This is a genomic window from Pseudomonas sp. JUb42, assembly GCF_024807945.1.
Classification (GTDB): Bacteria; Pseudomonadota; Gammaproteobacteria; order Pseudomonadales; family Pseudomonadaceae; genus Aquipseudomonas.
In genome coordinates, this window is the sequence record NZ_JANUFD010000013.1 from 112,403 (window position 1) to 133,056 (window position 20,654).

Genomic DNA, 20,654 nt, shown 5'->3' on the forward strand with positions numbered 1-20,654 from the left:
AATTTTAAAATCATGCCTCTATGGGAGCGAATTCATTCGCGAAGACAGTATTTCAGGTGGTGAAGGTGTATCGCCTGGCCCGACCTTCGCGAATAAATTCGCGCCCACAATGTTTACCGGCAGAGCCCTACGCTCTGCTCCATCCAGCGTTGTCGCAGGCAATGCCACCCCTGCATGACCTCCTCGATTTTAAGCATTGGCCCCGGCAGCACCCCCCGCCCTAGAGTTCTCTGGCATCGCCTAATAATCAGAGAGGACTCCCCATGCGTATCGTGGAAATTCGCGAGAAAACCGTCTCCATCGCGTCGCCCATTGCCAATGCCTATATCGACTTTTCCAAGATGACCTGTTCGGTCGTGGCGGTGATCACGGATGTTATCCGTGATGGCAAGCCGGTGATCGGCTATGGCTTCAACTCCAATGGTCGTTATGGGCAGGGCGCTTTGATGCGTGATCGCTTTCTGGCGCGGATCAGCGAAGCCGACCCCGAGACTCTGATCGACAAGGAAAACAACAACCTCGACCCGTTCGCCATCTGGAAAACCCTGATGACCAACGAGAAGCCGGGCGGCCATGGCGAGCGCTCCGTAGCGGTTGGCACCATCGACATGGCGATCTGGGATGCCGTGGCCAAGATCGAAGGCAAGCCCCTGTATCGCCTGCTCGCCGACCGTTATCGCGGTGGCGTGGCCGATGACAAGGTCTGGGTCTACGCGGCTGGCGGTTACTACTATCCCGGCAAGGACCAGACCAAGCTTCAGGCGGAAATGCAGAGCTATCTGGACCGCGGCTATGACGTGGTGAAAATGAAGATCGGCGCCGCATCGCTCGACGAAGACATCCGCCGCATCGAAGCCGTGCTGGAAGTGGTCGGCGATGGCCGTCGCCTGGCGGTGGATGCCAATGGCCGCTTTGATATCAAGACCGCCATTGCCTACGCCGAAGCGATCAAACCCTACAACCTGTTCTGGTACGAGGAAGTAGGCGACCCGCTGGACTACGCCCTGCAAGCCGAACTGGCCAACCATTATGAGCTGCCCATGGCCACCGGCGAGAACCTGTTCTCCCATCAGGACGCACGCAACCTGCTGCGCCACGGCGGCATGCGTTCGGATCGTGATTTCGTACAGTTCGACTGTGCGCTGTCCTACGGTCTGGTCGAGTACATGCGTACCCTGGACGTGATGAAAGACCTCGGTTGGTCCTCGCGCCGCGTCGTGCCCCACGGCGGTCACCAGATGTCCCTGAATATCGCGGCGGGCCTGCACCTGGGCGGCAACGAGTCCTACCCGGACGTCTTCCAACCGTTCGGTGGCTTTGCCGATGGCATCAAGGTCGAGAACAGCTACGTCGGCCTGCCGGATATCCCAGGCGTGGGCTTCGAAGCCAAGTCGGCGCTGTATGCGGTGATGCGCGAACTCGGTGAGGGCGTCTGATCTCGATCGTTTGACCCTCTCTGCCGGGGCGGCTTGATCAGGCCGCCCCGGTTCGCTCTACCTCCTACAAAAACAAAATGAGGTCACTATGAGCACTACGTCCCCACGCTGGTACGGCCAGCTCTACGTACAGGTCCTGATTGGCATCGTTATCGGTGGTGCCATCGGTTTTGTTTTTCCCGACATCGGCGCCAAGCTGCAACCCTTGGCGGATGGCTTTATCAAGCTGATCAAAATGCTGCTGGCGCCGATCATTTTCGGCACAGTCGTCGTAGGTATCGCCAAGATGGGCAGCGTCAAGGAAGTCGGCCGCATCGGCGGCAAGGCCCTGATCTACTTTGAGGTGCTGTCGACCCTGGCGCTGGTTATCGGCCTGGTTGTCGTCAACGTCCTCAAGCCGGGCGTCGGCATGAACATCGACATCGGCAGTCTCAACGGCAGTGCGGTCAATGGCTATGCCCAGGCTGCTGCGGCCCAGGGCGGTATCGTCGAGTTCTTTCTCAACATTATTCCGTCCACCCTGTTTGACGCCTTCGCCAAAGGCATGATGCTTCAAGTAATTCTGGTGTCGGTGCTAATGGGTGTTGCGCTGGTACAGCTGGGTGAGACCGGCAAGCCGTTGGTCAGCGTGATCGACCTGCTGTTGCAGAGTCTGTTTCGCATCGTCGCCATGGTCATGAAGTTGGCGCCGCTGGGTGCTGGTGCCGGCATGGCCTTCACCATTGGCAAGTACGGAATCGGTACGCTGATGTCCCTGGGGCAGTTGCTGATCGCGCTGTACGTCACCACGCTGCTGTTCATCGTGGTTGTGCTGGGCAGTGTGGCGCGCTGGTCCGGCCTGCCGTTATTGCAGTTCCTGCGTTACTTCAAGGACGAGATCCTGGTGACCCTCGGCACCTGCTCTACCGAAGCCGTGCTGCCGCGGATGATGATCAAGCTGGAGAAACTGGGCTGCAAGAAATCGGTGGTGGGGATGGTTTTACCTACGGGCTATACCTTCAATTCCGATGGCACCTGTATCTACCTGACCATGGCGGCGATCTTCGTCGCCCAGGCCACCAACACCCCCATGACCCTCATGGACCAGATGGTCGTGCTGGGTGTGCTGTTGCTCACTTCGAAAGGTTCGGCGGGTGTGGCGGGGGCGGGATTTGTTACGCTGGCCGCGACCCTGTCGGTGATCCATGGCATTCCGCTGGTCGGTCTGGTGTTGCTGCTGGGTGTCGATCGTTTCCTCAATGAAGCGCGGGCGGTAACGAACCTGATCGGCAATGGCATCGGCACCATCGCAATTGCCAAGTGGGACGGTTCTTTCGACCAGGCCCAGGCTGCGCGGGAAATCGCGGCCATGAATGCACAGAGTGCCAAGGGCAAGAAGGAGGTCAGAGAAGTATCAGGTCACGTGTAGGAAAAACCTGTGGCGGGCAGCGTCAGGCGTGTGGATTCGTGACGCTGCCAGCGGTCTCTTGCATCGATACTGCTGAGCTCACACCGAGGCATTCCAACGCACCTTGGTCACCCCGATTTTCTCGGCTCTCTGCGTGGCCACTTCCCATGACGAGCCCAGGGCAATCCAGCCCTTCAGGCTTTCTGAAGCATGCATTGCCGCCAGGCGAATGGCATTGCTGTCATCCAGGTGCGCGGCGCGGGCATAGAAGTGCTTAACCACTCCATCTAAAAGATAGTGAATGGTATAGAGGGTATCGATCGTCATGTTGGAGCCTCTTGGCCGAAGCCGTACCCGAAAGGGGTAAATCCATGGTGCCTGGAATTCAGAGAGGTCTGCCGGGAGGTGAGGCCGAGAGAAATGGGGAAGCCTGAACTGCGTTTGAAGCCTTGTAAGGGAGTAGTGGTTCAATTATGACCCACGGCATATGCCATTCGTTCGATGGGTTCAGCCCCGTCGGTCCGGTTCAAAGCGATCACGCTTGCTGCGCGCGAATTCGATAAAGGCACGCAGAGCGGCGGGCACATGTCGGCGGCTGGGGTAATACAGGTTCAGGCCCGGATAATAAGGGCACCAGTCACCTAGCACCTGGATCAGTTGCCCGCTGGCAATCAGCTCCTTGACCATCTCTTCGAAGACATAGGCCAGGCCGACCCCCTGCAGTGCCGGGCCGACCATCATGCCGACATCGTCGAGGGTGATGGGGCCGTCGACCTTGATCTCCTGGCTGATGCCGCGGCGCTCGAATTCCCAGTCATAAATCACCCCACTCGGATAGCGGTGGCGAATGCAGGGCAAGGCGTGCAGATCCTGGGGCGTCTGCGGTGTCGGGAAACGTTCAAACAATTCAGGCGAACCCACCACCACCGAACGCATGGTCGAACCTATGGCCAGGGACACCATGTCCGCCTCCAGCCGTTCGCCAAAACGCACTCCGGCATCGAAGCCGCCCGCGACTACATCCACCAGAGCGTCGTCTGACACTACTTCGACCCGCACTTCGGGATAGGCCTGTAAAAACTCGCTCACCAACGGCAGCAACACCAGTTGCGCAGCAGTACGGCCCGCAGTGATGCGCAAAGTGCCCGAGGGTTTGTCGCGAAAGCTGTTGAGGTCTTCCAGGGCATCGTCGATATCGCGGAACGCCGGGCGGACCCGTGAATACAGGCGCTCCCCGGCCTCAGTCAGGGCCACGCTGCGGGTGGTGCGATTGAACAGGCGGATCCCCAGGCGTTTTTCCAGGCCGCGCAAGCTATGGCTGAGAGCCGAGGGCGACTGGCCGAGTTCGATTGCGGCGCGGCTGAAACTCAAATGCTTGGCTATGCACAGAAAGGTCGTCAGATCGGTTGCAGAGACTGCTTTCATTTGTGAGTACACCTCAAAAGCCATTGGAGTTTTACTGGGATTATCACATGAGTAAATCAAACCTAAAGTGGCGTCAACTCATCGAGAAGCCCGGCATGTCGCAGGGCTACCCCAAAAGGAGAGTTGCTATGCGTACTTGGCTGATTACGGGTGCATCCCGTGGCTTTGGTGCCCTGATTGCTGAAAAAGCCCTGCAAGGCGGCGACGCGGTCATCGCCACCGCGCGCAAACCCGAAGATATCGTTGCCCGTCTGGGTGATCATCCCAACCTGCTGGCCGTGCGTCTGGACGTGACCAACGAAGCACACGCCCACGAGGCTGTAGCTGAAGGCATCAAACGCTTCGGTCGCATCGATATCCTGATCAATAACGCCGGGTACGGTGTGCTGGGTGCCGTCGAAGAAACCAGCGCCAGCGAAACCGAGCGCCTGTTTGCCACCAACGTCTTCGGCGTGCTCAACGTGATCCGCGCGGTACTGCCCCATATGCGTCGCCAGCGTTCGGGGCATGTGGTCAATATCTCCTCAATCGGCGGCTATCAGGCTTACATGGGCTGGGGTGTGTACGGCTCGACCAAATTTGCCGTCGAAGGCATCACCGAAGCGATGCATCAGGAACTGGCGCCTCTGGGCATCCATGCCACGGTGGTCGAGCCGGGCTTCTTCCGCACCGATTTCCTCGACGAACAGTCCCTGGTCAAAACCGCACTGGAACTGAGCGACTACGAAGAAACCGTCGGCAACATGCGCCGCTTCGCCGCCAACGCCAACCACGCGCAACCGGGCGACCCGATGAAACTGGCAGAGGCCATGCTGGCTTTGGTCTACGCCCCTAATCCACCGCTGCGCCTGGCTTTGGGTAGCGATACCGTGGCAAGGATCGAAGCGAAGAACCGCTTAGTCGCGCAGGAACTGGCGACGTGGCGGGCGGTGAGTGTGTCGACGGATTTCAAGGTGTGATGGGTTGGTGATGGCGGCTGCATAGCTGGCGGGTTAAACCCGATCTGGTAGGCGCCAACGTGTTGGCGAATGAGTGCAATAGCGTCGGTGGCTGACCTGACGCGATCGCCACCAAGGCGGCTCCTACTGATACCAAGTCAGTCAGAACAGCGTTATCTCTCAATAAACGTCTCGGCAGTGCCAAGACAATTGCTTGCCGACTATCTTCTAATCGCACTACCTGACCGTAAGGCACTCCCCTCAACCGTCGCATTGCGCGAAGATCTGATAAATCTCTCTGGTACTCATGCTGATGGTGAGGATTGGAGGGCGCAGATGGTGCTACTTATTTTGATGGCAGGACGGGTGAGGGGTATGTCATGAACATCCATCGGCAAATACATGAACTGGAAGCACGCCTGCTTTCCCACGAAGTACGGGCAGACGAAGCATCCCTGACAGCTTTATTGGCGGACGATTTCGTCGAGTTTGGCGTCAGTGGCAATGTCTGGAAAAAAGCGGATGTCATTGCCGATCTGAAAGGCGAGGTTTTCGTGATGAGGACCGTCAGCGACTTCAAAACGACCGAACTGGCCGATGGCGTGGTGTTAGCAACCTACCTGTGCAGCAGTCACCTTGATGATGGCATTGCCCATTCATTACGCAGTTCGGTTTGGCGCAGATATCTCGACAGTTGGCAGATGGTTTTTCATCAAGGGACGAGGGTGACGGCTCAAATACAATGAATGAGTTTGTAGGAGGTCCCGCGCCATCTAGGCGGCCGCACTGCATTCCCTTGGAGGGAGGCGAATCCTGTGGCGGCGAATTCTCGAAAGCAGTATTTCAGACGATACAAATGCGTCGGCCGCACTGGCCTGTTCGTGAATGAATTCGCTCCTACAGCGAGTTCCAGGTAATCAGCAGGTTTTGGCGTTGTTTGAAAAGGGATGCCGACTCAATAAGAGCAAACCCGGCTAGGCGCCACTCCTGGGATCCAGATGATCATGACGACCGGTTCCAGACCCTCCATACGGTAACTCCATGTCAACCAAAGCGGCCTACGCCAAACGTTTCGACGCTGTCCTTGCCTACATTGATGCCAATCTCGAAGGCGATCTGTCAGTGAAGACGCTAAGCCAGGTCGCACACTTTTCGGCATTCCATTTTCATCGGCAGTTCACCGGGTATGTGGGCGTTCCCGTTGCGCGTTATGTGCAATTGATGCGCTTGCGCCGGGCGGCTCATCGCCTGGTTTCCCCGCAAGACTATTCGGTGCTGGAGGCTGCCCTTGATGCCGGTTTCGAGAGTCCTGAGGCTTTCAGTCGGGCATTCCGGCGTTCGTTTGGCATGGCGCCGGGGCTGTTCAGCCGACAGCCGAATTGGCAGGTCTGGAATGAGTCGTTCGTCATTCCCCACCATTCCAGGAGCATCATCATGCAGGTACAAATCGTCGAGTTCGCCGAGGTCAGGGTTGCCACGCTGGAGCACCATGGCGCCCCCGCAAAGCTCAATGAAAGTGTGCGCAAGTTCATCGACTGGCGCATGGCAAGCGGGCAATCGCCGGTGGCTTCCAGCCGTACCTTCGGCATTCCCTACAACAATCCCGATACCACGCCGCCGGACGAATTTCGCTTTGCCATCTGTGGCGAGATTCATGAAAAGGTGCGGGCAAATGCCACCGGAGTGAGCGAGATGATCATCCCCGCTGGTCGCTGCGTGGTCGTGCGACATGTCGGCTCGCCCGACCATATCGGCGAAACCATCTACCCGATCTACAGCGATTGGCTGCCCACCAGCGGGGAAGAGTTGCGGGATCATCCGTTGTTCTTTCACTACCTGAGCGTTTACCCAGAGACGCCGCAGGATCAGTGGTTGACGGATATTTATATACCGCTGGTTTAGGGCGGGTTGGGGGTATTGTCTGTCGCCAGAGCAAAGAAGCCCGACCAGCTCCGGGCTTCTTCATGTAGGCGGGTCGCCTCAAAAGAAACGATGTGAGGCGAGTTGTGGCTGATCTTTGGCTTGATGACGGGTATGAAGAAGTTGATCTGATGACTGAGGGTGGCGATGTAGGGCTGATCCATGACATCCGAGTCGATCATATTGAGTACGGAGTCTTTTACATTCCGATACAGGCGGGTTTTTTTGCTGAGCAGGAAATGATTGAACGAGACCTATGCCGTAAGCTTCCGCCCAACACCTACGAAGTGAAGTTTGCTCTGCGTCGTGATTTTGAGGAAGGGGTCCCTAGCTACACCCAGCCTGCCGACTGGGAAGATCTTTCCACTCTGACTTACCGGCAATCCATGGCGTTGGGCCGTGGAATCTTTCAGTCAACCTGGATGCTAAGGGCTCATCGAGATGTGCGTGGATTCGTTCTGGTCTCCCTTGTGGACCGGCCAAAGCTGTCGGCATACTACGGTCGCTTACTCAACAAATATCGAGACCAGGTAGGTTTTGGTGTGCACTCTGTCCTTGGAGGGAAAGGTTATGTTCTCGTCTGACACCAAGAGCGACGCTCAAGCGAGCAAGGCCGAACGACTCAACGCGGCTTTGGCTGCGTACAAGCTAGCCAAGCAGGCTGGTAAGGTTCGGCGCGTTTCGTTTAAGTCGCAGTGAATTGATTCGTACGAAAAAGCCCGACTTCATCGTCGGGCTTTTTTATTTGTAGTGTCGCGCGCGCAGGTTTTCTTAACGCTTCTCCCGAAAAAACGCCCGAATATCCCGCGCCAACGCCTCTGGCTGTTCAATCGCCGCAAAGTGCCCGCCATGTTCCATCTCGGTCCAGCGCTCGACGTCATAACCGCGCTCCACCCAGCTTCTCGGCGGCATCGGCAGTTCCTTGGGAAACAGGGCGACGCCAAGCGGTGGCTTTACCCGTTCTTTGCCGGTGAGTCGTAAAGGCCGTTTGCTGCCCTCGACGTACTGGCGAAATGACGAGCCGATGCAGTGAGTCAGCCAGTACAGCGTCACGTTGGTCAGCAGCCAGTCGCGGTCGATGGCGGGTTGGCCGTCGTGGGTATCACACCAGGACAGGATCTTCTCGCCCATCCAGGCCAGCAGCCCGGCGGGGGAGTCGTTCAGGCCGACGGCCAGGCTCTGGGGTTTGCTTCGCTGGATTTGCGCATAGGCGCCTTCGCTGGCGAAAAAATCGGCAGCGCGTTGCAGGAAGGCTTGTTCGTCTGCGGTCTTGGGCGGCGCGTTTTCGTCGAGGTTCGGGCTGTAGGAGCCGGGTATGAAGTTAAGGTGGATACCGCTGACCCGCTCGGGGAAGCGCAGCCCGAGCCAGGTCGAGACGCCCGCACCAATATCTCCGCCCTGGGTGGCAAAGCGCTCGTAGCCTAGCCCCGTCATCAGCTCAGCCCACAGCCCGGCGATTTCATAAGGCCCATGGCCGGGCTGGTTGAAGGGCGCGGAAAAGGTGTAGCCCGGCAACGACTGCACCACGACATGAAAGGCATCCGCCGGATCACCGCCGTGGCTGCCAGGGTCGGTCAACAGCGGGATGATGCGCTGCATCTCGATAAATGAACCCGGCCAGCCATGACTCAGAATCAGCGGCATCGGCTTGGGCCCGATTCCCTTTTGATGAACGAAGTGCACCCGTTGCCCGCCGACCTCGGCCATGAACTGCGGCAGGCTGTTGAGCTGTGCTTCCCGCGCCCGCCAGTCGAAGGTCGTTGACCAATGAGCGATAAGCTCTCGCAGCACACCCATATCGATACCTTCGCTCCATCCCAGTTCGGCCAGGGGCTGCGGCAGTCGGGTGCGCTGCAAACGTTCGCGCAGGTCAGCCAGTTGGCTTTCAGGGATGTCGATGTGGAAGGGTTCGATATGCATGCCGGGTCTCCCGCTCAGGCGATGAGGGTGTTTTGAAATATCTTGCAACATTTGTGGCTTGGCCGAGGTCGGATTATTACCTTGTCGAAGAATTTCTCATGAAAACACCTCGCCCCTCCGCCCGCACCAAACCTCTCGATGAACTGCGCAACCTGAAAATGGCCCGGTCTGCCCATGCCTACGTGCGTGGCAGTACCGTGCAATTCTATGAGTGGCTACACAGCCAGTCGGGTCGCCGACTGCCCAGCGGGCCACCGGTGTGGATCTGCGGCGATTGCCACGCCGGTAATCTTGGACCGACCGGCGACCTGAAAGGTCGTATCGATATTCATATTCGCGACCTCGATCAGACAGTCGTCGGCAACCCTGTGCATGACCTGGTGCGCTTGGGACTGTCCCTCGCCACCGCCGCCCGCGGCTCGGATCTGCCCGGGGTGGCCACGGCGCGGATGCTCGAAGAAATGATGCGCGGTTATGAGCAGGCCTTCGAGTCCAGCAACGATGAAGAGGAGCCGCCGCGACCTGCCCAAGTGAAAGCCGGCATGCGCAGTGCCGTGCAACGCACCTGGAAACATCTGGCCCAGGAGCGCATCGAGGACACCAAGCCGACCATTCCCCTGGGCAAGCATTTCTGGTCATTGTCGCGCGCCGAGCGCAGTGCCTTGAAAGCCCTGTGTGCCACGGATGATATCCACACTCTGGTCACCTCGCTCAAAGGCCGATCCCGCGATGACGGTGTGGAAATGCTCGACTCGGCCTACTGGGTAAAAGGTTGCAGCTCACTGGGTTTGCAACGCTATGCGGTGCTGTTGGGCGTCGGTGATGGCGATGAGCAAGAGTTCTGCCTACTCGATATCAAACAAGCCGTGGCCGCCGCCGCCCCGCGTGCGCCTCGAACTGCCATGCCCCGGGATAACGGCAAGCGCGTCGTCGAAGGCGCACGATCCTTGTCCCCCGGCTTGGGCAACCGGATGCTCGCCACCCGTATTCTCGACAATGGCTTCTTCGTGCGTGAGCTGTTGCCACAGGACATGAAGCTGGAACTGGATCAACTGAGTCAGACCGAAGCCAAGCGTGCCGCAGGATACCTTGCCGGCGTTGTAGGACGTGCCCACGCGCGGCAGATGGACCTGTCAACGCGAGCCTCATGGATCAAAGACCTGCAAGCCAATCGCTCGCACATATTCGACGCGCCGTCGTGGCTATGGACCAGCGTTGTTGAACTGGTTGGCAGCCATGAGAAAGGCTATCTGGAGCATTGTCGGTTGTATGCGTTGCAGCATTGAGCCAGGCATTTTGAAGTGATCGCATTGTGCCAATAGGCGGGTTTCTTCTGCAAACCCGTATGGCTGAAACGTTTCTCTAGTGCTTGCGTAAGAAAATATTTGTGTCTAGAGTCGAGCGCAGTCAGACCAATCGACCTCCTTTTGTCGAGATGGCCTACATACAAAAATAATAAATAACGAGGTCGTCATGCACCTTGAAACTGATGCCATTCCCCTGCTCGAAATGCGCGGCATTTCCAAGACCTTCAGTGGTCTGCGAGTACTGAAAAATGTCGGCCTGAAAGTCTTCCCCGGTGAAATTCACGCGTTGATGGGGGAGAACGGTGCTGGCAAATCGACCCTTATGAAGATCCTCTCGGGTGCCTACCAGGCCGATGATGGCGGGGAAATCCGCATCAATGACCAGCCCATCGCCAGCTACCACCCCGGCACCGCAAAAGACCTGGGTATTGCCGTCATTTATCAGGAGCTGAGTCTGTGCCCGAACCTGACCGTGGCAGAAAACATTTACCTGGGGCGTGAACTGCGCCGTGGCTGGACCGTCGACCGCAAGGGCATGGAGGCCGGCTGCATCGAGGTCCTGGCGCGCCTGGGGGCCGAGTTCAAACCGGCCACCGTGGTCGGCACTTTGTCGATTGCCGAGCGCCAACTGGTGGAAATCGCTCGCGCCTTGCATGCCCACGCCAAGATTCTGGTGATGGACGAACCCACGACGCCGCTGTCGTCCCGCGAGACGGATCGCTTGTTCAGCCTGATCAAGCAACTGCGCAGTCAGGGCCTGGCGATTATCTACATCAGCCATCGCATGGCCGAGATCTATGAGCTGTCGGACCGGGTCTCGGTGCTGCGTGATGGCGAGTATGTCGGCGAGCTGGCCCGGAGCGGGCTATCGGCCGAGGTGCTGGTCAAAATGATGGTGGGCCGCGACCTGTCCGGCTTCTACAAAAAAGAGCACGCCGCCTATGACCCCGGCGCCGTGGTGATGCGCGTGCGGGACATGGCCGATGGCAAGCGTGTGCGTGGCTGCAGTTTTGATCTGCATGTCGGCGAGGTGTTGGGTATCGCCGGGCTGGTCGGTGCCGGACGTACCGAATTGGCCCGGCTGATCTTTGCCGCCGACCCACGTACCGGCGGCACGCTCGAAGTGGCCGGCAAACCCGTGACGCTGTTGCGCAATCCGGCCGACGCGATTGCTGCCGGCATCGTTTACCTCACTGAAGATCGCAAGGCCCAGGGGCTGTTTCTGGACATGAGCGTGGCCGACAACATCAATGTCTGCGCCTGTGTTCCCGACGCCCGTGCGGGCGGAGTACTTGACCGCAGGCACGCTGCGCAAAGGGCCGCCGATGCCATCCGCTCGCTGTCTATCCGTGTTGCCTCGGGCAAGGTCAATGTCGGCGCGCTGTCAGGGGGCAATCAGCAAAAAGTCCTGCTGGCGCGGCTGTTGGAGGTCAAGCCTCACGTACTGATCCTCGACGAGCCCACCCGGGGCGTGGACATCGGTTCCAAATCGGAGATCTACCGCATCATCAATCAGCTGGCGAAAGCGGGCGTGGGCATTGTGGTGATCTCCAGTGAGCTGCCGGAAATCATCGGCACCTGCGACCGCGTGCTGGTCATGCGCGAAGGCCGGTTGGTCGCCCAGGTAGGCGGCGCGTCCGGGCATGAAATATCCCAGGAAGCCATTATCGACTTCGCCACAGGTGGCGAGCAGGTGGCCGCTCATGGCTGATCCAAACATGATGGAGAATAACCCGATGAGCATGGCAACCCCGGCAACCCCTGAAACCGTCGCCAGGCGCGAGCGTATTCGCGAGCTGATGCGCAGCGTCGGCATGCTGCCGGTATTGATCCTGTTGCTGGTGGGTTTCGCCCTGGCCAGCGAGAACTTTCTCACGGTACAAAACCTGTCGATCATCACCCAGCAAGCCTCGGTGAACGTGGTGCTGGCGGCAGGCATGACCTTTGTCATTCTGACTGCCGGGATCGACTTATCGGTCGGCGCGATTCTCGCCGCGTCCGCAGTGGTGGCCCTGCAGGCATCCATGTCGCCACAGTTTGGCATGCTGGGGATTTTTGCCGGTATCGCCTTTGGCCTGTTGCTGGGCCTGGTCAATGGCGGACTAATCGCGTTTCTGCGTTTGCCGCCATTTATCGTCACCCTCGGTGCCTTGACCGCCATGCGTGGATTGGCGCGATTACTGGCGGACGACAAGACGGTATTCAACCCGGATCTGCCCTTCGCTTTTATCGGCAATGACTCGATTCTTGGCGTGCCCTGGCTGGTGGTCATTGCCATCGCCGTGGTCATGCTGTCGTGGTTCATCCTGCGCCGCACCGTGATGGGCGTGCAGATCTACTCGGTGGGCGGCAATCCCGAGGCGGCGCGCCTGTCCGGGATCAAGGTATGGAAAGTGCTGCTGTTCGTCTATGCCATGTCTGGCGCTTTGGCGGGTCTGGGCGCGGTCATGAGTGCGTCGCGCCTGTTCGCCGCCAATGGCCTGCAACTGGGGCAATCCTATGAGCTGGATGCCATTGCTGCGGTGATCCTCGGCGGCACCAGTTTTGTCGGCGGCGTCGGCACCATCGGCGGCACCTTGATTGGCGCCCTGATCATCGCCGTACTGACCAATGGCCTGGTGCTGCTGGGGGTATCCGATATCTGGCAGTACATCATCAAAGGCATCGTGATCATCGGTGCCGTGGCGCTGGATCGCTACCGCCAGTCCGGTACGCGAACCTGATTTCCTAACAATAATCACAAGAGAATCGTCATGAACTTCAAACGCATCTTTCCTGCTGTCGTCTCCCTGAGCCTGGCCCTGCTGATGTCGCAAGCGGTGCAGGCGCGCGAACTCAAGGCCCTGGGCATCAGCATGGGCTCGCTGGGCAACCCGTATTTCGTCACCCTGGCCGACGGCGCCACGGCCCAGGCCAAGGCATTCAACCCGGCGGTCAAGGTCACCTCCGTGTCGGCCGACTACGACCTGAGCAAACAGTTTTCGCAGATCGATAACTTCATCTCGTCCAAGGTCGATCTGATCCTGCTCAACGCCGTAGACCCCTCCGCCATGGCGTCGGCGATCAAGAAAGCCCGGGATGCCGGGATAGTGGTGGTAGCGGTGGATGTCGACGCCAAGGGCGTCAATGCCACAGTGCAGACCGACAACGTCGAGGCAGGCAAACTGGCCTGCCAGTTCATCGTCGACAAGCTGGCGGGCAAAGGCAACGTGATCATCCAGAACGGCCCGCAAGTGACGGCGGTCACCGACAGGGTCAAAGGCTGCAAAGCCGCATTGGCTGGCGCGCCCGACATCAGGGTGCTGTCCGACGACCAGGACGGCAAGGGCTCTCGTGAAGGCGGCCTGAATGTGATGCAGGGCTACCTGACCCGCTTCCCGAAAATCGACGGGCTGTTCGCAATCAACGACCCCCAAGCCATCGGCAGCGACCTGGCCGCCCGCCAACTGAAACGCAGCGGTATCGTCATCACCTCGGTAGACGGCGCACCGGATATCGAAAATGCACTGAAGACCGAGTCGTCAATCCAGGCCAGCGCCAGCCAAGACCCCTGGGCCATGGCCCAGACCGCAGTGAAAATCGGCAATGACCTGATCAATGACAAAGCACCGAGCGAAGCAGTGACCCTGCTCGCGCCGAAGCTGATCACTCGGGATAACGTTGCGGGTTATAGCGGGTGGTCGAGTAAGCGTTGATGCTTTGAAGGTCCGGGTAGGTGGGCACGGTGGTGTCCGCCTTCCGGCGTCCTACGGCAAATTTTCCAGACGGGCTTCTACTGCGTCGTCGAAGATGATGTACAGCGCTTCAGCATCGGCCGAGCGCAGCTTACGGGTGCTTTCCAGAGTTTGGATCGACTCGATCTGAAGGGCTCGTTCGGCCTCCAGATCTTTGCGGGTGCTGGCGGCGTTGAGGGCGCGCAGGAGATCGTTCATCTCGTCGCGGATGGGCTTTTGTAGGCGTAGCAGATCGAGTTTTTCTTGGGGCATGGGTCGGCGTCTCTTGGTGGCGTCGGGCGCGAGGGGATTGGCATTGTGGCTGAAAAGGGGATGGTGGCTAGAAAAATTAGATGTTTAGGCTTAACAAAGGCACTGCGGGATCGCCAAGTGCTTTTCTATATACGCTTTGTTTGGTGGATCGCAGAGGGACCTCTGTAGCCCGTATTAAAGGGGCTTTCAGCACGGCCTGGCTAGCTTCTGTGGTACTGCCGCCCAACCGAGATGCAAACGACAGTAAATAGATTGGCTTGTTTGAAGGGTGGACGCGAGCATGGCGGCCAGCCAGTGCGTCAGAGCTGATACCACTTGCTTTAGCGGCCGCACAGCATTGAGTCGCTGTAGCAAGGCCGCCTACTGGGCGGTACAAGTACCCTGTACTTCTAATACTGGTCTACCCTCTCTTTTCAGATGCATCGCGAGGCTCTGCGCCGGTAGCCGATCGATCAGTTGCTGACTAATCCGCCTTGCGCTAGTTGCCCAACAGGTCGAGCTTTTGGTCTTCGACCAAGCCCTGGCTGTGCTGCAGGGCGAGCCGGCAAGAAACACCTGATTGGCGTTGCCCCATCCCTCCACCTGGAACCTAGGCATTATGATCACCGCCGATACCGTATTCTTAGTCGTCGACGACACGGACACTATGCGTAAGGTCAACAGTAGCCAACTAGAGCGCTTGGGTGCACGACAGATACTAACTGCTGCCAATGGTAAAGAGGCACTTACGCTATTAAGGGCTCGTAAGGTCAACGTAATTCTTTCCGACAGGAACATGCCGGTCATGGATGGCCTCACCCTGTTGCGCGAGGTCCGCAGTGACCCCAAGTTGGCCATGCTGCCTTTCATCATGATTACCGCAGAGAGCTCCCGCGCCCAAATCACCGAAGCCATCGCTGCCGGGGTCAGCAACATTCTTATCAAACCCTATACCGCCAATGACCTTTCGCTGCGCATAGTGCGTGCGATGAACCACCGTCCCCGGCTGCATTCGCCACCAGTGATTGCTGAACCAGCTCCTCAAGAGTCAACGGAGGAGAAATGCCGTCCGACACTGCTGGTGGTCGATGACGTACCGGACAACCTGGCGCTAATTGCCGGACTGTTTCAGGACGAGTACCGCGTACTGGCAGTGCGCGACGGACACCGCGCGTTGGCCATTTGTACTTCCGAGACCCCGCCAGACCTGCTTCTTCTGGATGTAATGATGCCGAACATGGATGGTTTCGAGCTGGCCCAGCATCTGCGCAGCCATCCCAGTGCTAGCCGCATCCCGATCATCTTTATCACCGCGATGAACGATCCGGCAGCACAACTGCGCGGGTTGGAGCTGGGCGCAGTGGATTTTGTCAGTAAACCGGTGGATCCCAAGTCGCTACACCTTCGGGTGAGCAATCTGTTACGCCTGGTCGAGCAGCGCAACGATCTACAGCAGCAATACGACACCATGATGGAGCTGGAGCAGTTGCGCGAGGAGTCCAGCTGTATTTCACGTCATGATCTGAAGGCGCCGCTGTGCAATATCCTCGGCTTGGCCCGCAGCCTGCTCGAAGGCGGCAATCTGCTGCCGCGCCAGCTGCAAATGTTGCACAGCCTGGAAGCCGATAGCCAGAACCTGTTAGGGATGATCGACCTGGATGGCGACATTTACAAAATTGAGACCGGTAGTTTCGAACTTAAGCCGGTTACGGTCGAACTGCTACCCCTGGTACGGAGCCTATGCGATTCGGCCAGGCTGACCTATCAGGCAAAAAAACTGACCATCGAGGTGGCGGCGCAAGACACCAGCGAATCGGCACCAGTGCTAGCCAGTGGAGATGCACTACTGTGCTTTTCCCTGTTGAACAACCTGCTGAAGAATGCCTGCGAGGCGGCTCCCGAGAAAAGTCGCGTGCGGCTGACATTGACACCTACCGACCCTATTGAATTGGTAATAGAGAATCAACCGGCGGTACCCGCAACATTTCGGTCACGATTCTTCGAAAAATACGCAAGCCATGGTAATTCTCGCGGTACGGGTCTTGGTACCTACTCAGCAAAATTACTAGCCGAGGCCCAGAAAGGTAGCTTAGAACTGGAAGTCGATGACGAGGCGAACCTGACGCGCTTACGGTTGCAGCTGCCATCTTGGGGAGTGGCTTGAGCAAGATCTACCTAAGGGACGGGCCCTTGGGCTCGCCCGGGCCAGCAGATCGGTAGAGGACTGAGCGGAACCTGCGCCTCATACGGCATCAAAGTATGACCGTACTCTCCAGAGCGTCACTTCAGACTCAATTTGCGAATCTTACCTCCGAGGTCAGTAAAGAATTCGATTGTATCCCTTGGGATGCCTTCGGATTTTGGCGGTCCGGGATACCATCTGGGATACCAAAGCGGCTGGTAATCAAAATGAGCACCACCATGTTTGTAAAATACAAATATGGACGTACGCCTAAGGCGTGCAATAAGATCCGCTCTAACACTCAGATCAAGTGCCTCTAACTCATATGACGCCCTTAACCCCTCTTGCAGAACTCGCTCAGCCACAGCGCGATCGCCTGGCTTTTATCGAGCTGCGCGTGCGCTTCGTTGGAGATATTCGGCGGCAGGATTTGGTCGAGCGTTTTGCCATTCAGTCTGCTGCAGCCACCCGAGATCTTGCGCTGTATAGAGAGCTAGCACCCGGCAACATCGACTATGACGCTAAGGGGAAGGCCTACGTCTTGGGCGCGGATTTCTGTTCGCTGTTCAATTACCCGGCCGAAAGAGTCATGTCGTGGCTGACACAGGCATTCGGTGATGGCGAGCCGCTGCAGCTCAAAACCTGGGTGCCCAGTGAGATTCCTTTCCGTCTGACGAACCCTGATTTGGATGTGTTGGCGAGTGTTACGCGCGCCATTCATCAGGGCTGCCCCCTGGCTATCGAGTACCACTCTATTTCCAGCGGTAAGTCCAAACGTGAGATTGTGCCTTTCGCCTTGATCGATACAGGACTGCGTTGGCATGTACGAGCCTTTGATCGCAAAAACCAAGAGTTTCGTGACTTTGTAATCACGCGAATCAAACGCCCGCGCTTGCTCAAGGAGGAGTCGCCTGCCACCCATGAGCTGAGCGATCAGGATATCCAGTGGACGCGCATTGTTGAGTTGGAGTTGGTGCCGCACCCGGATCAGCCGCACCCGGAAATTACCGAGATGGATTACGGAATGCATGGAGGCGTATTGCGAATGAAACTGCGTGCTGCAACGGTGGGCTATGTGTTGCACAAATGGCGCGTGGACTGTACCCCGGACCATAGCCTGCGAGGGCCGGAGCACCGTCTTTGGCTGAAGGACTCATTGGCAATATACGGCGTTAAAAACGCTGTGCTAGCGCCAGGATACTCGGAGCCGGAGCGTACGGCAGGAGCAAAAAAATGATTTCTGCCTACCACGCCAAGTACTACGCGCACGAGTTAACAAGACGCCATGCTGCCGATGGCGTTGACCGCCTATCTCAGTCCCTGTTTGACGCCAGTGTTGATCTGAACCCTCATCAGATCGAGGCCGCACTGTTTGCCTTACGCAATCCTTTACAGCAAGGAGTCTTGCTCGCAGATGAAGTAGGTTTGGGCAAAACCATCGAAGCCGCGCTGGTTGTCTGTCAGCTATGGGCGGAGCGCAGTCGCAGGTTGCTGATTATTGCCCCGGCCAGCCTGCGTAAGCAGTGGGCGCAAGAGCTGTCAGAGAAGTTTGCCGTGCCCTGCACTGTGCTGGATGCCGTTGCACTCAAGAAGCAGTCATCCGGCAGCGCACTTGAGACTTTGCAGCATCTTGCTGGCAAATCAGTCCTGATTATGTCCTACCAGTTTGCTGCTCGTCTTGAAGCTGAACTGCGCGTCATTCCCTGGCATGTAGTGGTTCTCGATGAAGCTCACAAGCTTCGCAATGCTCACCGTCAGAGCAACCGAACCGGCCAGGCCTTGCGCCGGGCGTTGGAAGGCCGCAAGAAGTTGCTGCTAACCGCTACGCCGATGCAGAACTCGTTGATGGAGTTGTATGGGCTGTCCACCCTCATTGATGAGCATCTGTTTGGCGATGAAAAAGCCTTTCGCAAGCAGTATCTGAATAACCCTGCTGGACTGGAGGAGCTGCGAGGACGGCTGGCTGGCTTCACTCAACGCACTTTGCGTAAGGACGTGCTGGAGTACATCCAATACACCGAGCGCAAGGCTATAACCCAGCCATTCAGTCCAACGGATGGTGAACACGCGCTTTACGATCAGGTGTCTGATTTCCTGCTACGCGAACATTCTTTTGCCTTGCCCAAAAGCCAGCGCCATCTCACAGGCCTAATTCTTCGCAAACTGCTCGCATCCAGCACCCCGGCCATTGTTGCCACGCTGATTACCGTTCGGGCTCGGCTGGAGCAGATGCTAGTAGACGAAGCCTCGGCAGAGCAGATCAACCTACTGGAGCAATGGGTAGAAGAGGATGACCTTGAAACCGACTATCTCGAAGAAGAAGAAGAAGAAGAAGAAGAGCCTGAGTCGGATGAACAGCTGCCCTCACAGCCGCTTATGCAAAGCCCAGAGCATAAAAAACAGTTTATCCAGGCAGAAATAGGTGAGCTGACGGCCATCATTGAGCTCGCAAATGGGCTGCGTACTGATACCAAAGCTCAGTCCCTGCTCACTGCTTTGCAACTAGGCTTTGCCAGCATGGCTGAGCTAGGGGCCTCGCGTAAGGCCATCATATTCACCGAATCAAAACGGACTCAGGAGTACCTGCATCAGTTCCTGTCTGCCAGTGGTTATGACGGCAAATTGGTGCTGTTCAGTGGCACGAACAACCATCCCGACTCCACCCTTATCTACCAGCAGTGGCTGACTGAACATAAAGGCACTGATCGGATAACCGGATCCCCCCAGGTAGACCGCCGCACTGCGCTGATTGATCATTTTCGCAAGATCGATGGCAGCGGCGCGGAAATCATGATCGCCACAGAGGCTGCTGCTGAAGGCGTGAACCTGCAGTTCTGCGCCTTGCTAATTAACTACGATCTCCCATGGAACCCACAGCGGGTCGAGCAGCGCATAGGTCGCTGCCATCGCTACGGTCAGAAATTCGATGTGGTGGTTATTAACTTCATCAACACCCGCAATCAGGCAGATCAGCGCGTATTGGAGTTGCTGACTGAAAAATTCAGCCTGTTTTCTGGTGTGTTCGGTGCCAGTGATGAGGTGTTAGGCAGCATCGAAGGTGGCCTGGACTTCGAGAAACGCATACAGAAAATATACGATACCTGTCGCCAGCCAGATCAGATAGAAGCTGCCTTTAATGCGTTGCAGACAGAGCTAGAAGAAGCGATCAATGACCGCATAAAGGACACCCAGTCCCAGCTGCTGGAGAACTTCGATGAGGATGTTCACGACCGCCTCAAGCTACGACTGGACGAAGCTGAAGCCCGGCTCGACAGACTAGGGCGCTGGTTCTGGGGGGTGACCCGCTATGCCCTGTGTGAGCGGGCACGCTTTGATGATCAAACGTATGCCTTTTGGCTGACCAGCCCGCCAGATGTTGAGGCTCTGCAAATTGTGCCTGGCCGCTATCAGCTCATCCGCGGTGCCGCTCAACCCGATATGTTGGCGAACGCCTACCGACTCAGCCATCCGCTGGGCGAGTGGAGTATTGCCACAAGTCTCAACGCTTCTACTCCGATCGCCCTGCTTAAGCTCGATTACGCCAAGCACGGCACACGCATCTCAGTCATTGAAAAGCTCCTCGGCAAGTCCGGCTGGCTTACTTTGTTGCGACTCGAAGTTACAGCCTTTGAGACAACCGAGGCGCTGTTGTTCTCAGGCCAGACTGACGATGGTGAATTGCTTGATCAGGAAGTCTGCGAAAAACTGCTGACCATTCCTGCGGCTGGAAAGCCCTTAGCTATTAATGATGCAGTACCCAATGCCCTAGCGGCGAACAGTCAGCGTTTGGTGCAGGCCACCATTGCCAGCGTGCTGGAGGCCAACCAGCGACTGTTCAATGAAGAGCGTGACAAGCTGGAGCGTTGGGCAGATGACAAGCTCGTCGCTGCTGAGGAAGCGCTTAAGAACACCAAAGCCAGCATTGCCCAACTAAAGCGCGATGCCCGCAAAGCCACGACGCTGCAAGAGCAGGAGGCCATCCAGCTTGAGCTGTCTGAGTTGGAGCGTAAACAGCGCCGTCAGCGCCAGGAAATTTTTGCCGTTGAGGACGAGATCATCGAGAAGCGCGATGCGCTGATTGAGTCTCTGCAGCAACGGCTGCAAGAAAGAACCGACACCCAATCGCTGTTCACCCTGCGCTGGCAGGTGGTGTGAACCGAGCATCGGAAATGAA

Annotated in this window: 17 protein-coding genes; 13 read left to right on the forward strand and 4 right to left on the reverse strand. The window is 57.6% G+C overall.

Features of this window, described 5'->3' with window-relative positions:
- The first annotated feature begins 263 nt into the window (after positions 1 to 263).
- Both M2401_RS24015 and dctA read left to right on the forward strand, forming a co-directional pair.
- Complete coding sequence (locus M2401_RS24015; protein WP_259106575.1) at positions 264 to 1,436, forward strand: mandelate racemase/muconate lactonizing enzyme family protein; 1,173 nt, start codon at positions 264 to 266, stop codon at positions 1,434 to 1,436.
- 88 nt (positions 1,437 to 1,524) lie between these two features.
- A complete protein-coding gene (dctA, locus tag M2401_RS24020) occupies positions 1,525 to 2,844 on the forward strand; it encodes a C4-dicarboxylate transporter DctA (protein WP_259106577.1) in 1,320 nt (439 codons plus the stop codon).
- A 78-nt stretch (positions 2,845 to 2,922) separates the two neighbouring features.
- Here dctA and M2401_RS24025 read toward each other — a convergent pair whose 3' ends face one another.
- Both M2401_RS24025 and M2401_RS24030 read right to left on the reverse strand, forming a co-directional pair.
- Entirely contained in the window at positions 2,923 to 3,150 is a 228-nt protein-coding gene (locus M2401_RS24025; protein ID WP_259106579.1) for a DUF6555 family protein, read from the reverse strand.
- A 180-nt stretch (positions 3,151 to 3,330) separates the two neighbouring features.
- Complete coding sequence (locus M2401_RS24030; RefSeq protein ID WP_259106581.1) at positions 3,331 to 4,248, reverse strand: LysR family transcriptional regulator; 918 nt, start codon at positions 4,246 to 4,248, stop codon at positions 3,331 to 3,333.
- 128 nt (positions 4,249 to 4,376) lie between these two features.
- Here M2401_RS24030 and M2401_RS24035 point away from each other — a divergent pair, with 128 nt between their 5' ends.
- The 4 genes from M2401_RS24035 to M2401_RS24050 all read left to right on the forward strand — a co-directional run bounded on the left by M2401_RS24035 (position 4,377) and on the right by M2401_RS24050 (position 7,690).
- Entirely contained in the window at positions 4,377 to 5,207 is an 831-nt protein-coding gene (locus M2401_RS24035) for an oxidoreductase (RefSeq protein WP_259106583.1), read from the forward strand.
- A 359-nt stretch (positions 5,208 to 5,566) separates the two neighbouring features.
- Complete coding sequence (locus M2401_RS24040; protein ID WP_259106585.1) at positions 5,567 to 5,932, forward strand: DUF4440 domain-containing protein; 366 nt, start codon at positions 5,567 to 5,569, stop codon at positions 5,930 to 5,932.
- A 295-nt stretch (positions 5,933 to 6,227) separates the two neighbouring features.
- Positions 6,228 to 7,088: a GyrI-like domain-containing protein gene (locus M2401_RS24045; RefSeq protein WP_259106587.1), complete on the forward strand. Its 861-nt coding sequence runs from the start codon at positions 6,228 to 6,230 to the stop codon at positions 7,086 to 7,088.
- A 104-nt stretch (positions 7,089 to 7,192) separates the two neighbouring features.
- Complete coding sequence (locus tag M2401_RS24050; RefSeq protein ID WP_259106589.1) at positions 7,193 to 7,690, forward strand: hypothetical protein; 498 nt, start codon at positions 7,193 to 7,195, stop codon at positions 7,688 to 7,690.
- A 187-nt stretch (positions 7,691 to 7,877) separates the two neighbouring features.
- Here the strand turns inward: M2401_RS24050 and M2401_RS24055 are convergent, their stop codons facing one another.
- Positions 7,878 to 9,026 carry an epoxide hydrolase family protein gene (locus M2401_RS24055; protein WP_259106591.1) on the reverse strand — a complete coding sequence of 383 codons (1,149 nt, stop codon included), beginning with the start codon at positions 9,024 to 9,026 and terminating at the stop codon, positions 7,878 to 7,880.
- Between the two features lie 98 nt (positions 9,027 to 9,124).
- On the opposite strand from M2401_RS24055, the gene M2401_RS24060 reads away from it, so the two are divergent.
- The 4 genes from M2401_RS24060 (at position 9,125) to M2401_RS24075 (ending at position 14,028) form a co-directional block, all read left to right on the forward strand.
- Positions 9,125 to 10,312 carry a DUF2252 domain-containing protein gene (locus M2401_RS24060; RefSeq protein WP_259106593.1) on the forward strand — a complete coding sequence of 396 codons (1,188 nt, stop codon included), beginning with the start codon at positions 9,125 to 9,127 and terminating at the stop codon, positions 10,310 to 10,312.
- 187 nt (positions 10,313 to 10,499) lie between these two features.
- Entirely contained in the window at positions 10,500 to 12,044 is a 1,545-nt protein-coding gene (locus M2401_RS24065; protein WP_259106595.1) for a sugar ABC transporter ATP-binding protein, read from the forward strand.
- A gap of 31 nt (positions 12,045 to 12,075) precedes the next feature.
- The gene (locus M2401_RS24070) at positions 12,076 to 13,056 is read left to right on the forward strand and encodes an ABC transporter permease subunit (RefSeq protein WP_259106823.1); all 981 of its coding nucleotides are present in this window, start codon (positions 12,076 to 12,078) and stop codon (positions 13,054 to 13,056) included.
- A gap of 30 nt (positions 13,057 to 13,086) precedes the next feature.
- Positions 13,087 to 14,028, forward strand: coding sequence for an ABC transporter substrate-binding protein (locus tag M2401_RS24075; RefSeq protein WP_259106596.1), 942 nt, complete (start codon positions 13,087 to 13,089; stop codon positions 14,026 to 14,028).
- Between the two features lie 51 nt (positions 14,029 to 14,079).
- Here M2401_RS24075 and M2401_RS24080 read toward each other — a convergent pair whose 3' ends face one another.
- Positions 14,080 to 14,319, reverse strand: coding sequence for a hypothetical protein (locus tag M2401_RS24080; RefSeq protein ID WP_259106598.1), 240 nt, complete (start codon positions 14,317 to 14,319; stop codon positions 14,080 to 14,082).
- 598 nt (positions 14,320 to 14,917) lie between these two features.
- Between M2401_RS24080 and M2401_RS24085 the strand changes: the two genes are divergently transcribed.
- From M2401_RS24085 to M2401_RS24095, 3 genes are all read left to right on the forward strand, one after another.
- Positions 14,918 to 16,462 (forward strand): hybrid sensor histidine kinase/response regulator, encoded by a 1,545-nt coding sequence (locus M2401_RS24085; RefSeq protein WP_259106599.1) that lies wholly within the window; start codon positions 14,918 to 14,920, stop codon positions 16,460 to 16,462.
- Between the two features lie 343 nt (positions 16,463 to 16,805).
- Complete coding sequence (locus M2401_RS24090) at positions 16,806 to 17,717, forward strand: YafY family protein (protein WP_259106601.1); 912 nt, start codon at positions 16,806 to 16,808, stop codon at positions 17,715 to 17,717.
- Entirely contained in the window at positions 17,714 to 20,635 is a 2,922-nt protein-coding gene (locus M2401_RS24095) for an SNF2-related protein (RefSeq protein ID WP_259106603.1), read from the forward strand. Before M2401_RS24090 ends, M2401_RS24095 begins: the two co-directional genes overlap by 4 nt.
- Positions 20,636 to 20,654 lie beyond the last annotated feature (19 nt).